This is a genomic window from Methyloversatilis sp. MC4-4 (assembly GCF_049843555.1).
GTDB lineage: Bacteria > Pseudomonadota > Gammaproteobacteria > Burkholderiales > Rhodocyclaceae > Methyloversatilis > Methyloversatilis discipulorum_B.
On the sequence record NZ_JBBHZK010000003.1, the window covers coordinates 375,931 to 389,207 of the forward strand.

Annotated in this window: 13 protein-coding genes and 1 tRNA gene; 5 read left to right on the plus strand and 9 right to left on the minus strand. The window is 63.6% G+C overall.

Annotated features, from left to right (window positions below):
• Positions 1-26: 26 nt before the first annotated feature.
• From WDZ97_RS14740 to WDZ97_RS14750, 3 genes are all read right to left on the minus strand, one after another.
• Positions 27-653 carry an XrtA/PEP-CTERM system exopolysaccharide export protein gene (locus WDZ97_RS14740; protein ID WP_019916726.1) on the minus strand — a complete coding sequence of 209 codons (627 nt, stop codon included), beginning with the start codon at positions 651-653 and terminating at the stop codon, positions 27-29.
• 84 nt (positions 654-737) lie between these two features.
• Entirely contained in the window at positions 738-1,949 is a 1,212-nt protein-coding gene (locus WDZ97_RS14745) for an ABC transporter permease (RefSeq protein ID WP_425763248.1), read from the minus strand.
• Positions 1,950-1,954: 5 nt separating this feature from the next.
• The gene (locus tag WDZ97_RS14750; RefSeq protein WP_425763249.1) at positions 1,955-3,184 is read right to left on the minus strand and encodes an ABC transporter permease; all 1,230 of its coding nucleotides are present in this window, start codon (positions 3,182-3,184) and stop codon (positions 1,955-1,957) included.
• A gap of 110 nt (positions 3,185-3,294) precedes the next feature.
• Between WDZ97_RS14750 and WDZ97_RS14755 the strand changes: the two genes are divergently transcribed.
• The 3 genes from WDZ97_RS14755 (at position 3,295) to WDZ97_RS14765 (ending at position 6,460) form a co-directional block, all read left to right on the plus strand.
• The gene (locus WDZ97_RS14755; protein ID WP_425763250.1) at positions 3,295-4,170 is read left to right on the plus strand and encodes a ThiF family adenylyltransferase; all 876 of its coding nucleotides are present in this window, start codon (positions 3,295-3,297) and stop codon (positions 4,168-4,170) included.
• A 24-nt stretch (positions 4,171-4,194) separates the two neighbouring features.
• A complete protein-coding gene (locus WDZ97_RS14760; protein ID WP_425763251.1) occupies positions 4,195-5,265 on the plus strand; it encodes a molybdopterin biosynthesis protein MoeY in 1,071 nt (356 codons plus the stop codon).
• 181 nt (positions 5,266-5,446) lie between these two features.
• Entirely contained in the window at positions 5,447-6,460 is a 1,014-nt protein-coding gene (locus tag WDZ97_RS14765) for a PEP-CTERM sorting domain-containing protein (protein WP_304005861.1), read from the plus strand.
• 107 nt (positions 6,461-6,567) lie between these two features.
• Here the strand turns inward: WDZ97_RS14765 and WDZ97_RS14770 are convergent, their stop codons facing one another.
• From WDZ97_RS14770 to WDZ97_RS14785, 4 genes are read right to left on the minus strand one after another with little or no spacing between them, the layout of a single operon-like run.
• Positions 6,568-7,770, minus strand: a complete 1,203-nt coding sequence (locus WDZ97_RS14770; protein ID WP_425763252.1) for a glycosyltransferase — start codon at positions 7,768-7,770, stop codon at positions 6,568-6,570.
• Complete coding sequence (locus WDZ97_RS14775; RefSeq protein WP_425763253.1) at positions 7,770-8,903, minus strand: NAD-dependent epimerase/dehydratase family protein; 1,134 nt, start codon at positions 8,901-8,903, stop codon at positions 7,770-7,772. Before WDZ97_RS14775 ends, WDZ97_RS14770 begins: the two co-directional genes overlap by 1 nt.
• A gap of 18 nt (positions 8,904-8,921) precedes the next feature.
• Positions 8,922-10,319 (minus strand): DUF1302 family protein, encoded by a 1,398-nt coding sequence (locus tag WDZ97_RS14780; RefSeq protein ID WP_304005868.1) that lies wholly within the window; start codon positions 10,317-10,319, stop codon positions 8,922-8,924.
• The gene (locus tag WDZ97_RS14785) at positions 10,316-11,068 is read right to left on the minus strand and encodes an ABC transporter ATP-binding protein (RefSeq protein WP_304005870.1); all 753 of its coding nucleotides are present in this window, start codon (positions 11,066-11,068) and stop codon (positions 10,316-10,318) included. The genes WDZ97_RS14780 and WDZ97_RS14785 overlap by 4 nt, the downstream gene beginning before the upstream one ends.
• 53 nt (positions 11,069-11,121) lie before the next feature.
• Between WDZ97_RS14785 and WDZ97_RS14790 the strand changes: the two genes are divergently transcribed.
• Positions 11,122-11,934 carry an outer membrane lipoprotein-sorting protein gene (locus tag WDZ97_RS14790; RefSeq protein WP_425763254.1) on the plus strand — a complete coding sequence of 271 codons (813 nt, stop codon included), beginning with the start codon at positions 11,122-11,124 and terminating at the stop codon, positions 11,932-11,934.
• Between the two features lie 59 nt (positions 11,935-11,993).
• On the plus strand, positions 11,994-12,746 hold the full coding sequence (locus WDZ97_RS14795; protein WP_304005873.1) for a PEP-CTERM/exosortase system-associated acyltransferase: 753 nt from the start codon (positions 11,994-11,996) through the stop codon (positions 12,744-12,746).
• Between the two features lie 82 nt (positions 12,747-12,828).
• Here the strand turns inward: WDZ97_RS14795 and WDZ97_RS14800 are convergent.
• Together WDZ97_RS14800 and WDZ97_RS14805 are read right to left on the minus strand one after the other, a co-directional pair.
• Positions 12,829-12,904: transfer RNA gene (locus tag WDZ97_RS14800), tRNA-Phe, on the minus strand.
• Between the two features lie 55 nt (positions 12,905-12,959).
• A complete protein-coding gene (locus tag WDZ97_RS14805; RefSeq protein ID WP_425763255.1) occupies positions 12,960-13,271 on the minus strand; it encodes a hypothetical protein in 312 nt (103 codons plus the stop codon).
• Positions 13,272-13,277 lie beyond the last annotated feature (6 nt).

Here is a 13,277-nt window from a genome sequence, read left to right on the forward strand (position 1 = left end):
CGGCGGACGCCTCATGACTGAGCTGCTCAGAACCAGCTCTGCGGAATGATGAGAATGTCGCCCGGCTTGACGTCGACATTGGCCGTCACGTCGCCGCGACGGACCAGATCCTTGAGGCGCACGTTGTATTGCTTGTCGCCCTCGGAAGTGCGCAGGATGGTGGCCGCGTTGCCATCGGCGAATTCGGTGATGCCGCCAACCGCGATCATCACGTCGAGCAGCGTCATTTTCTGCTTGTAGGCCAGCGCCTGCGGCTTGGCCGCCTCGCCGATCACGCGGATCTGCTCGCTGTAGGGACCGATGCCGCCGGCCACGATGACCGTCACGATGGGGTCACGGATGTACTTCGACAGCACCTGCTCGATCTCGCGCGCCAGCGTCGTGGGGTCGCGGCCGGCAGCCGGCAGATCCTCGAACAGGGTGCCGGTGATCTTGCCGTCCGGGCGGATGGTGACCGTGGACGAGATTTCGGGATTGCGCCAGACGACGATGTTCACCGAGTCACCGGGACCCAGGATGTAGTTGTAGTCGTCGCTGTAAGCCTGAGTCGGCGCGGCCGGATAGGGCGACGACGAGCAGGCCGTGAAGGCAAGCGGCACGAGCAGCAGCGCAAGCACGCGCAGTGCGGACATCAGACGGTCAGAACTCAACATTGCATCCTCCACAGGACAGCAGCCAGACAAGCCGCGAATCATAGCCAACGCATCCGGACGCGCGCTCTAATGCGTCACGACCGGTCAGATGTTGTACCGCAACGCATCGACGATGGGCGTACGCGAAACCTTGCGTGCCGGCAGCAAGGCCGCCACCACGGTCGCGCCCAATCCCACCGTGAAGGCCAGCAGCACGGTTTCGGGCAGCACACGTATCGACGCCGTGTACCCCACATTCGAGTTCGGCGGAGGCGGCATCGGAATGCCCACCTCGCTGATCGCCAGCGCAACGAGCACCCCCACCACCACGCCGATCGCCGCGCCGGTCAGACCGAGCAGGGCATTTTCCGCGAGCACGAGCCGGAATACGTATCCTCGCGAATTTCCGAGCGCCATCAGCGTTCCGAATTCACCGACACGCTCGAAGACACTCATGTTTACAGTATTGAAGACGCTCAGCAGCACCATGATCAGCACGATCCATTGCAGCACGCCGAACTGGGTGCGGTAGAGCTCCACGGTCTTCGAATAGAAATCCGAAAGCTGCACCCAGTCGCGGATGTCGAAACCCAGCGACGCCAGCTTGGGTACCAGCAGGTCCTTCACCCGCCAGGTGTCCGCCGTCCGGTGCAGCAGCAACACGATGGCGTTGGAGCCGTCACGCGCAACCAGATTTCGAGCTGCCGCGATGGGAATCCTTACGGCACGGGCGTCGAAATCTTTCGAAAAGCTCTGAAAAACCCCGACCACCGCAAATTCCGTCGTGTTCAATGCGCCGTCGGCCGTGTTCATGATGAGCGTGACGGCATCGCCCGGCGCCAGCGCCAGGGCCTTGGCGACGCCATCGCCGATCAGGATGCCGCCGGTGTCGCTGTCGCGCAGCGCCCGGCCGGCGGTGATCCGGACGAAGGTGCCGAGCCGGTTTTCCTTGTCCGGCTCAACGCCCTCGCCCATGACCGCCCAGTCCGCCTTGCCGTTGTTCAGCAGGCCGGTGAAATTGACGCGTTGCAGCACCGCGTCCGCCTCCGGCATGCGGGCGGCAAACTCGGCGACCTTGTCGGCGTCGTCGATCATGAACTTCTCGGGCGAACGCGCCCCCTGCTCGTAGAAGCCGCTGCGGAAGACCTGCACGTGACCGAGTTGGCTGTGGATGGTCGCTTCGCCCAGCTGCGTCAGCACATCGGCGACGAAGCCGCCGCTCAGGATCAGTCCTGCCACGCCGAAAATGATGGCGGCCAGCGTCATCGCGGTCCGCGATTTCTGCCGGAGGATGTTGCGGAGTGCGAGCTTGAACATGGCGTTCAGCGACTCTGCCGCAGTGCGTCGACGATATTCATGCGCGACGCTCGCCAGGCAGGGTAAAGGCTGGACACGAAGGCACTGACCACGGCAATCGCCAGTGCCTTGGCGACGATGCCGAAAGTCAGCCGGATCTCGCCGTCGAACCCCTGCTCCATGCCGGGCGGCGGCGGCAGCGGAATGCCGACCGCCGAGATCGCCAGCGCCAGCGCACAGCCGATGACCACCCCGAGCCCGCCGCCGACCAGACCGAGCATCACGCCCTCCGACATGAAGATGCGCCGTATGCGCGCCCGCGTCAGGCCCAGCGCCATGCAGGTCCCGATCTCGCTGACGCGCTCCATCACGCTCATCGACAGCGTGTTGGAAATGCTGAGCACGATGATCATCAGGATGATGAACTGCACGACGTTGACCTGGCTGGCAAACAGATCGCGCGTCTTGTTGTAGAAGTCGGACAGGCGATACCAGGGCACCAGTTCGAAGTTCGCGGCCGGCAGCACCTTGCCCAGTTCGGCCAGCTTGGCGTCGGTCTTGTCGGTGTCGTCGAGCAGCACCAGCCATTGCTGCGCGCCATTCACCCGCACCAGTTGCTGCGCCAGCGCCAGCGGCATGCGCAGCGCCGAATCATCGTATTCCTTGCTGACGGAGATGAAGATGCCGACGACCGGCGCCTCGACTGCATTGACGTTGCCAGCGGCGGTCGTCGTCATCAGCACCACGGTGTCGCCGACGGTGACGCCCAGATTGGCTGCCAGCCCCCGCCCCATGATCATTTCGTTGACGCCGTCGGGCGACAGGTTGCGCCCGCGCGATATCGTGACCGAACTCGACAGCACCGCTTCCGCCTTTGCCGAGACGCCCTGGCCGAGGAAGGCCAGCGTGTTTTCGCCCTTGCTGGCGAGGCCGTTGAAACTGAGACGTGGCGCCACGACCTTGACGCCCTCACCCTGCTCGACCTTGCGCTGCGCCGCGTCCTCACCATCGATCACGAATCCGAAGGGATCGGAGGTGCCTCGTTCCACATACCCTGGTCGCACCACCTGGACGTGGCCCAGCTGCGACTTGATGGTGGATTCGCGCATTCCCTCCATCAACCACTCGATGAACCCGGCCGACAGGATCATCGCAATCACACCGAAGCTCACCGCGCCGATGGCAATCAGCGTGCGTCGCCCCTGGCGGAGCACGCTGCGCATCGCAAGCCAAAGGTCGAGCAGCCAAAACTTCATGCGAATTCAAGACTTCAGATGCTAAGGTATTGCCAGCATAACAGTTTTTACCTCACCATCCGATGTCCCGGAAGCATGCCCCGCAGCCAACGGACATACAAGGCGACGCCATGAGCTCTGCTTTCAGTTACGACGAGGCCTTCAGCCGCAACCTCGGCTGGTTCACCGAGGCCGAACAGGCCCGACTTCGGCGCAGCACGGTCGCCATCGCCGGCCTCGGCGGTGTCGGCGGCGCCCACCTGCTGACGCTGGCCCGGCTCGGCATCGGACGATTCCGCATCGCCGATTTCGACACCTTCGGTGTACACAATTTCAACCGGCAGGTCGGCGCCATGATGAGCACGGTCGATCGGCCCAAGATCGAGGTGCTGGCCGAACAGGCGCGCGACATCAATCCCGAGGCCGAAATAACGTGCTTTCCGGAAGGCGTGGCACCGGAGCAGCCGGACGCCTTCCTGCAGGGCTGCGATGTCTATGTAGACGGCCTCGATTTCTTCGCCTTCTCCGCCCGCAGGTCCACCTTCGCAGCGTGCCACCGCCTGGGCATCCCGGCGGTGACGGCAGCCCCGCTCGGGATGGGCACCGGATTGCTCGTTTTTTCGCCGCGCGGCATGAGTTTCGAGGACTACTTCCAGCTGGAGGGCCACGACGAGACCGAACAGGCGCTGAGATTCCTGGTCGGCCTTGCCCCCGCCGGACTGCATCGCCCCTATCTGGTCGAGCCCTGGCGCATCGACCTCGCAGGACGCAAAGGCCCGTCGACGATGATCGGGTGCAATCTGTGCGCGGGCGTCGCTGCGGCGGAAACGGTCAAGCTTCTGCTTGGCCGCGGCGAAGTCCGGGCGGCACCGTGGGCGTTGCAGTTCGACGCCTACCGCAACCGGATGGTGCGCACCTGGCGCCCGGGTGGAAACCGGCACCCGCTGCAGCGGCTCATTCTTGCACTCGGTCGGCGCCAGTTGCTGAAACAAATCAACGCCCGCTGAACACGCAGCTCACCGGAGAAACGAATGCGCACCGTAGACAAGATCCTCGACCTCGCGCGCTGGGCGCCAAGCGGCGACAACACCCAGATCTGGCGTTTCGAGGTGCTCGCCGACGATCACGTGCGGGTGCATGGTTTCGACACCCGACACTGGTGCGTCTATGACCTCGAAGGGCACGCCAGCCAGATTGCGGTCGGCGCGATGCTGGAAACATTGTCCATTGCAGCAACAGCCCACGGCCTTCGCGCCGATATCGCTCGCCGGCCGGACACGCCGGACACTCATCTGCAGTTCGACATCCGGCTGGTCGCCGACCCGGCAGTCGCGCGCGACCCGCTGCTACCGTGCATCACGACGCGCTCGGTGCAGCGCCGTGCGATGGGCAGCCGACCGCTGACGGACGAGGAGCGGCAGGCGCTGGACGCTGCCGTGTTTCCCTACCGTATCGTCTGGTTCGGCGGATTCCGGGATCGCCTGCGCATCGCCAAGCTGAATTTCGACAGCGCGGAGATCCGCCTGACCATTCCGGAAGCCTTCCAGACTCACAGCCGCGTGATCGAGTGGGGCGCACGATTCAGCGAAGACCGCATCCCCGAAGCAGCCGTCGGCGTCGACCCGCTCACCGGCAAGCTGATGCGTTTCGTCATGGCGAGCTGGAGCCGCGTCGAATTCTTTAACAGGTGGCTCTTCGGCACTTTCGCACCACGGCTGCAACTCGACCTGATTCCAGGCATCGCCTGCTCTGCTCACGCCTTCATGATCGCGCCAACCCGCCCAGACCGCGTCGACGATTACGTCGCTACCGGCCGTGCCATGCAACGGCTCTGGCTGACGGTGGAAAAGCTGGGGCTCCAGTCACAGCCCGAGATGACGCCGCTCATCTTCAACCAGTACGCACGGGCGGGGCGGCGATTCACGGAGAACGGCGAAGCGCTCGCCCGCGCCGACGATCTGGCGCAAAGACTGGGCAGCCTGCTGCCGGAAGAGGACGTCGAACGAGCGGTCTGGGCGTGCCGCATCGGTCGCAGCCGGAACATCCCCGGCCGCTCGCTGCGCCTGCCCCTCGAACGGCTGCAGAACCACGAAGAGTCTTGAAACCAGAATGTCGGTGAACTTTACACGCGGCAGCAGGGCGCGTCCGCCAACCGCCACAGCCACCCAAGACACAGATTTTTCTTGTTTATATTCAATAAACTAAAACACACGAAGAAAACTGGCCCACCGATTGCTTATAGCCAACCGTGGTTCTCCCAAGCCAACAAACGGAGTCAATGAAATGATCAAGTTCAAGCAAATTGCAGTTGCAGTGGCACTGGCAGGCACTTTCGCTGCCGCGCACGCTGCCCCGGTTTCGATCACCACGCCGAACGGCAACGTGAACGGCATCACCGCTTTCGACTGGGCACCGTCCCCGGTTCTGGCGCAAGGCGGCAACCAAGCCTTCGTCAACTTCATCAACAACCCGGCTGGTGGCACCGTCGAAGGCATGAACGGTGGCATGGGCTACGGCTTCAACGTGTTCTCGCAAGGCCGTCTGGCCGTACTGCAGGGCGGCACCGGTGCCGCTGCTAGCGGCCTGTACAACGGTTCTGGCAGCACCGCCGGCAAGTACGAAATCACGTTCGAACTGGCCTACCAGGAAGTCGTGACTACCGCCGTGAGCGTGCCGGGCGCCAACATCGCCGTGTTCGACTTCGCCAAGGTCCAGACCAACAACTACTTCCGCGTCTATGTGAAGGATCTGGATTCCGACGCCGCTGCCAACTACGCGGCCGGCACCGGCTTCAACACCGGCACGCTGGTGTTCGACGGCACGATCGCTCCGGGCGCTGCAGGTTCGGTGTCCAACTTCAACGCGAACACTGGTGCCCTGGGCACGGTGGGCAGCGATGGCCAGCCGCTCAACGGCACTTCGCCGCTGTCCGGCACCCCGTCGGTGACGGGTTCGGGCGCCACGCCGGAATTCGATCTGCTGACCGTTCTGCCGAACTTCATCGACACGGATTTCTGGAATGAAGAGCTGATCTCCTTCCTGGTGACCAACATCAGCCAGAACCTGCCGTTCCAGTCGGTTGATCCGTCGGCCATCATCGCCGGCCAAGTGCCGAACATCGGTGCGGTGAACGGTGGCACGGTTTGCGGCCCGACGGGTTGCGTTGCAGCCGGCCCGGACATCATCTTCCAGACCGACTTCAACGGTCCGGTGCAAGGTATCCCTGAGCCGGGCACGCTGGCTCTGGCCGGCCTGGCACTCGGTGGTCTGGCTCTGGCCCGTCGCCGCAAGGTCTGATTCAGGTAGTCGAAGCAGCATGAAAAACGGGAGCGAAAGCTCCCGTTTTTCTTTTGCGCGTTCGAAAGCGCACGTTCCAAACCCGTCGCTGCCCGGCCAGAACCCCGCTATGCGGATACAACCAGCCCGTTCAGAATCGAGCGGGTATTGAAACTGGCGAAGTCCTGCTGAACCGCTTTTGCGGCCCGCCTGAAACCTGCACCGTCATCCCCGACCATGCGCCCGAGTGCCGTCCGCAACTGTTCATAGTTCGCGCTGCCCGCACGCAATGAAATCCCCGCCCCGGCATCGACCACACGCGACATGGTGAGGAACTGATCCATGTTCGAACACAGACCGATGACCGGCGTGCCGGTCGACAAGGCCTGATAGACCGTCGCACTTCCGCCATTGCAGATGACGAAATCGGCGCGCGCGGCGGCTTCGAGCCCCGGCAGATAGTCGGCAACGAAACAGTGCGGTCCGGGCGAAGCCACGTCCAAGCGCCCCGCCGTGGCCGTCATCGCATTGACCTGCGCATCGGCCAGCGCGCGAAATACCTCCGGCAGCAGATCGACCCGTCCGGTGGAACCCAACGTGACGTAGGCCAGCGGCCCGGACGGCATCGACGTCCACCAGTCCGGCAGCGGCATCGAGGGCGACCAGATGATGGGCCCGATGAAATGGTGGTTGGGCGGACAGTCCGGACGCACCGGCACCAGGCCCGGCGTGTCGGCGTACAGCGTCAGATCACCGTCGGTGTAGGCATGGCGCACATCGGGAAAGCCGCTCAGGCCATGCTTTCTGCGTACCGCGTTGAGCGGCCCGGCGTGCAGACGGAAGGCGAGTGGCTGCGCGAGCCGGAAAATCGGCTCTGCCAGCGCAGGTCCGAGCACCCGGGTCAGGGTGATGTCAGGCAAGGGGAACCGTGAATGCGCCGACCAGGGACTCCAGTGTGCGTTGCACAGCGCGAAGTAGGGGATGCCGACAAGCCTCGCCGAAACGCTCAGCGACAGACGGAAATCGCCGATCACCACATCGGGACGTTCGCGCTGCAGCAACGCGATGTCGGCCTCGACATAGCGCCCGAGCTCGGCACGGGTGTACAGCGGCGCACCGGCCGCGAGGCGATCGAGAAAGAGCTTGGCCGGAATACTCTCCAGCCCGAGCCTGCGAAGGTCCGTTCCGCGAAAGCACAGATCGAAGGCCGGTGCGGACGCGACCGACACATCATGCTGCGCCGCGAGACCCGATGCCAGCACGACCGGCCGGGCGACATGCGCAAGAGATACCGCCTCCGCCACGAACAGAACGCGGCGGCGGGTCGACATCAGGCGCCCTCGGCGCGACCGAACAGGCCGAAGCGCGTCAGTTCGGCGACGGTCTGCTGATAGCGATCCTCCGACGGCTGTCCGCCCGCCCAACCGGCAAATTCCGCCATGCCCTGATCAAGCGTACGCGCCGGCTCGTAACCGAGCACTGCGCGGGAGTGCGCCAGATCGGCAACGCATCCGAAGATGTCGCCGACACGGAACTCCCCCTTGTCCTCCATCGTCACCGGCTTGCCGACAGCGCGTGCGAGCGCGTTGGCGATGTCGGCGATCGTGCTCGCCTCGCCGGCGCCAACATTGAAGACGGAGCCCGGCGCCACGTCGGCAACCAGCGCACGCATGTTCGCCGCAACGACGTCGGACACATGCACGAAGTCACGCACAGGCAAGCCGCCCTCGTACACCGAGATCGGCTGACCGGCGCAGATGCGCGAATAGAAGATCGATACCACGCCGGTGTAGGGATTCTTCAGCGACTGACGCGAGCCGAAAACGTTGAAGTAACGCAGCACGACCGCCGGAATACCGAAGGTGTTCGCCGCGTAGCGAACGTAATCTTCCTGATGCTTCTTCGTGATCGCATAGACCGAGAACGGCTCTGACACCTTGTCTTCCGGCGTCGGCACCGCGTGGAGATCATCGCCGCAAACCGGGCAGGGCATCGCGAACTTGCCCGCCTGCAGGCGTTCACGCGAGCGAGCGCCCGGAAACTGGGCGCCATGCTCACGGCAGACATAGGCGCCCTCGCCGTAGATCGCACGCGACGATGACAGCACCAGCCGCTTCAGCACATGGCCACCCTTGACGATGCCCTCGATCAGGGTGGTCGTGCCCAGCCCATTAACCCGCGCGTAATGGGTCATGTCGTACATGCTCTGGCCGACGCCGGTCAGCGCAGCGAAGTGGTAGACCGCGTCGATGCCGTCGAGCGCGCGCGCGACGTCGTCGGCATTGCAGACGTCACCGACCTGCAGTTCCACCTCCGGCGCGAGATAGGCCGGCCGCTGGCCGCCTTCGCCATGAATCTGCGGATCGAGAATATCCAGCGCACGCACGCTGTGGCCGGCGGCCAGCAGCGCGTCCGCCGTGTGTGAGCCGATGAAGCCGGCACCGCCCGTGATCAGCACTCGCATGTGGCACCTCCGCCCGAATCAGAAGGAGTAGCGCAGCTCGCCGTAGTAGCGGTCCGAGTTGCCGAAACGCCCGAAATAGCCATTGGAATTGCCGCCGAACAGGTCTGCACCAAACTGTGCGCGCCAGTTGGACTGCACGCGCCAGATCAGCTTGGGGCGGAACATGTAGTCGTTGCGCACCAGCGACTGCACCCACAGCAGCTCGCCTTCAAGCCGCTCGTCGAACTTGTGGTTGTACAGCACCGCCATGCCGTTCTCGCGACGGCTCGCCAGCAGGTCGGGCGCCTTGTCCATGTGGGCGCGCTCGAAGTACTGGAGATTGAGGCGCGACTCGGACATGAAGGGAATGTCAATGCCGATCGCGTAGTCGACCATGTCCTGACGGACCAGCCCGTCGGGCCGTGCCGACAGCGGCGACACCGGCAGGTAGCGATCGTAGGTCAGCACCGCTTCGGCCTTCAGCAGGAAGCTGCCGAAATCCTTGGTCAGCGTTGCACCATACTGATGAATCCAGTCGTGTCGCGGCGTGTAGACCACTGCGGTCGGGGCGACAAATCGACGACTGAAGGTCGGATTCACATCCAGGCTGCGGTAGTAGAAGGCGGCGAGATCCCAGCCCTGTACCAGAGTACCGACTCGCAGGCCGTAGTTCGAGTTGCTGAGCTTGCGGTCTGGCCGGACCTGCGCGTCGTAGGTCGCGCTGATGCCCGACAGGTCAGGTTGCGTCAGGTAGAAATCGCCACCGAAGCGGCCGATGTTGTCCACGCTCACATAGGGCACCCAGATCAGCTCGGCGCGCCAGTCGTTCTTGAAGTACTCGGCGCGCGCCGCCCACTGCGGAATGCGCTGCTGGTCGAATTCCTGCGTGAAGAATTCGCGCATGTCGCGCGCCGACACCACGTCGGCGAAGAACAGGCCGACCATTTCGCCCCACACGATGTGCTGGCGACCGAGGCGCAGTTCGACATCGCCCACCGGCATGTCGAGATAGACCTCGCGCCATGCGAATTCGCTGCGCCGGTCGTCGCGTACGGCGGCCGGGTAGAAGTCGCTCTCCCAACCGTAGGCGAAGTCGTAATCGACGCGGCCCACGGCCTTCCACTTGATGCCCTGACCGAAACTGCCGCTGCGGCCGAGCTCGTTGCGCCAGCGCGCTTTCGACCAGTGGCTGTTGCCTGCCACCGTGCGCGCCAGCTCGAACTGGCTGAAGCCGCGCCAGCCTGACATCGACGACGAGGCCTCCTCGTCGGCCTTCGGTTTGCCCTGTGCATCACCGGCAGCTTCGGGTGCCGGTTCGACGAACAGATCGTCGAGCGCATCGGCCGCCGGCGCGGCCCGGCCTCCGAGCAGGAGTGCCAGCGTCAGCGCCGCCAAGGGCAGTCGGCGCAGGGCGGAAAGTGGATCGAAGTGCGTCATGAAGCAGCCTGCAGAGTGGCGGATTTCGGGGGTTTGACGTAGGCCCATTCGCCCGGTGATTTCTGTACGCCGAGCGCGGTCAGTTCGCCGTCCTCGATGCGCACCAGACGGTCGGCCATCGACATCACGCGCTTGTCGTGGGTGGAGAAGATGAACGTGGTCTTCATCGTGCGATTGATCTCGCGCATCAGTTCGAGAATCGAATCGCCGGTCTTGCGGTCGAGGTTGGCAGTCGGCTCGTCGGCCAGCACGATTGCCGGCTGCACTGCCAGCGCACGGGCAATCGCCACACGCTGGCGCTGCCCACCCGACAACTGGTTCGGTCGATGATGCATCTTCGGGCCGAGGCCGACGATGTCGAGAAAGTACTTCACCCGCTTCGCGCGCTCGTCCTTGCTGACCTCAGGCAACTGCAGAAGCGGGTACTCGACGTTCTCGTAGGCCGACAGAACGGGCAGCAGATTGAAGGTCTGGAAGATGAAACCGATGGTGCGCGCGCGCAGACTGGCCAGTTCGTCCGGCGTCTGCCCCGACACGTCCTGACCGTTGATCAGGATCTGCCCCGAAGTCGGTGTATCGATGCAACCGATAAGGTTCAGCAGGGTCGACTTGCCACTGCCGGAGGGCCCGGCAATGGCAATGAACACGCCGTCCTCGATATCCAGCGTGATATTCTTCAACGCATTGACCTGCTGTCCGCCGAGCATGTAGCTGCGGCTCACATTCCGGATCTGGACGACGTTGTTCATCAGGAAGCCCGGTTCAGAAGACGGGTCATGCGCCCGGTGCTGGAGACAAAAAAATGAATGTTCCGAACACCCCGCTCGGCATGCGCGACGCCACCACCACCGGCCCATCGTCGCACCGGCGCAAGACGTTCGCGCGGATCCTTGCAACTGTTGCAGCTCTTGCGGCACCGTTCTGCATCGCGCCGTCCGCCTTTGCCCAAGATGCCGCGAGTATACTTGAAAAGGCCGACACCATCCGCTTCCCGCGGGAGCCCTTCCAGGTCGAAGTCAGCGTCACCTCGACCACGTCCAGTGGCGAAGAATTCCGCAAGTACCGCATCCTTTCCAAGGGTAACGAGAACACCATCGTACAGACGGTCGAGCCGGCTTCCGAGCGCGGCCAAATCCTGTTGATGAAGGCGCGCGACCTGTGGGTGTTCCTGCCCACCGTGTCGCAGCCAGTTCGCCTGTCGCTGGCCCAGCGCCTGACCGGCCAGGTCGCCAACGGCGATCTGGCGCGCGCCAACTTCTCCGGCGACTACACGCCCAAGCTGCTGCGTACCGAGAAGCTCGATGGTCATGACCACCACGTGCTCGAACTGACGGCGGTCGATCGCGGCGTCACCTACTCGCGCGTGCTGCTCTGGGTGCGCACATCGAACAACGCACCGCACAAGGCGGAGTTCTATTCCCTGTCGGACAAGCTGCTGAAGACCTGCATCTATGATGAATACAAGACGCTGGGCGGCAAACTCCGCCCGACCCGTCTGGTCATGCAGGACGCACTGAAGCAGGGCGAGCAGTCGACGCTCGAGTACGCGTCGATGCAGTTGCGAGACATCCCCGACAAGGTGTTCGACAAGGAATACCTGAAGAAACTACAGTAAGGTCAGCAGGCCACGCACGCGGGATGCACCCGCGGCGTCATACACGGTCGGACAACATCATGTTTCTGCTTGAAGTCGGAAACCTCAAGGAAAATTTCGCCAAGTACTTCGCGGTGGAAGCTGCGGTCGACGAGGCGATGAAGCACGAGGTCTATCGCGTCCGGCACGAGGTTTACTGCCAGGAACTCGGCTACGAAGCCACCAACCCCGACCACGAGGAGACCGACGGTTTCGACGCGCACTCGCTGCAGATCGCGCTGCGCGCGCAGGCAAGCGGTCGCATCGTAGGCTGTGTGCGGCTGGTACAGACAGACCCGGACGACCTCGCGAAACCGCTCCCGTTCGAACACCTGTGCGAAACGGTAATCGACCGCAGCATCATCGATCCGGCCTGCATCGACCGTCGGCGCATGGTAGAAATCTCCCGCCTCGCGGTGCTGTCGGACTACCGCAAACGGAAGGGCGACAGCGGCGGTCCGATCGCCATTTCGGAAGAGGATATGGGAACGCGGGACCAGCCCCGCTTCCCCTATATTCCGGTCGGTCTCTACCTCGGCCTGCTTGCCGCTGCCGAGTTGCACGACGTCGAACATCTTTTCACGCTGACCGAGGCGCGACTCGCCCGGCATCTGAGTGCGCTGGGCTTCCGCATCCATCTGATCGGCCAGGCAGTGGAGCACCGCGGCAAGCGCGTGCCGTCGGTCATCTACCGTAAGGAACTGATGGCGCATCTGCCGCCGTTCATGCAGCCGCTGTACGACCAGCTGCTGGAGGAGATGCGAGGGAAGTATCTGGCGCGGAACGCCGCGTGAGCGGTGACGGTTCCGGAGGGACAAAAACAAAAAGGGCCGCGAGGCCCTTTTTGTTTGCGCGCAGAGTACGCGCCGAGAATTCTGGTGGCCAAGGGCGGAATCGAACCACCGACACGCGGATTTTCAATCCGCTGCTCTACCAACTGAGCTACTTGGCCAAAGAGCCAGCGATATTAGTATCTGATCGCGTTTCTGTCAAAGGTTTTGCGTCGATCATTGCGCGCGCAGCATCGTTTCGGCAACCAGCGATATCTTGGCGATGATGAGCACCAGTTCGACCAGCAACAGACCGAGAAAAGCCACGAAGGGCAGGTGGCGGTCAGGCACGAAGCGCGGCGTGACGTAACGGAACAGACGGAAGACGCGCGCGCCAACCTGATTGAACGCACCGTAGATCAGATTGCCGTGGCGACGGCTGCCCGCGAGCAGGTAGAGCGCCGCCTGACCGATCAGCGTCAGCAGCACGATTTCGTTGAGCCCCTTGAGGACGATGACCGCGCGCAGTCCGATATCCAGCGTGTCCATGCCTGC

Excerpts from the sequence above, each read along its gene's own strand:
- WDZ97_RS14740 (WP_019916726.1), bottom strand. The coding sequence starts at position 653 with ATGTTGAGTTCTGACCGTCTGATGTCCGCACTGCGCGTGCTTGCGCTG.
- WDZ97_RS14745 (WP_425763248.1), bottom strand. The coding sequence starts at position 1,949 with ATGTTCAAGCTCGCACTCCGCAACATCCTCCGGCAGAAATCGCGGACC.
- WDZ97_RS14750 (WP_425763249.1), bottom strand. The coding sequence starts at position 3,184 with ATGAAGTTTTGGCTGCTCGACCTTTGGCTTGCGATGCGCAGCGTGCTC.
- WDZ97_RS14755 (WP_425763250.1), top strand. The coding sequence starts at position 3,295 with ATGAGCTCTGCTTTCAGTTACGACGAGGCCTTCAGCCGCAACCTCGGC.
- WDZ97_RS14760 (WP_425763251.1), top strand. The coding sequence starts at position 4,195 with ATGCGCACCGTAGACAAGATCCTCGACCTCGCGCGCTGGGCGCCAAGC.
- WDZ97_RS14765 (WP_304005861.1), top strand. The coding sequence starts at position 5,447 with ATGATCAAGTTCAAGCAAATTGCAGTTGCAGTGGCACTGGCAGGCACT.
- WDZ97_RS14770 (WP_425763252.1), bottom strand. The coding sequence starts at position 7,770 with ATGTCGACCCGCCGCCGCGTTCTGTTCGTGGCGGAGGCGGTATCTCTT.
- WDZ97_RS14775 (WP_425763253.1), bottom strand. The coding sequence starts at position 8,903 with ATGCGAGTGCTGATCACGGGCGGTGCCGGCTTCATCGGCTCACACACG.
- WDZ97_RS14780 (WP_304005868.1), bottom strand. The coding sequence starts at position 10,319 with ATGACGCACTTCGATCCACTTTCCGCCCTGCGCCGACTGCCCTTGGCG.
- WDZ97_RS14785 (WP_304005870.1), bottom strand. The coding sequence starts at position 11,068 with ATGAACAACGTCGTCCAGATCCGGAATGTGAGCCGCAGCTACATGCTC.
- WDZ97_RS14790 (WP_425763254.1), top strand. The coding sequence starts at position 11,122 with ATGAATGTTCCGAACACCCCGCTCGGCATGCGCGACGCCACCACCACC.
- WDZ97_RS14795 (WP_304005873.1), top strand. The coding sequence starts at position 11,994 with ATGTTTCTGCTTGAAGTCGGAAACCTCAAGGAAAATTTCGCCAAGTAC.
- WDZ97_RS14805 (WP_425763255.1), bottom strand. The coding sequence starts at position 13,271 with ATGGACACGCTGGATATCGGACTGCGCGCGGTCATCGTCCTCAAGGGG.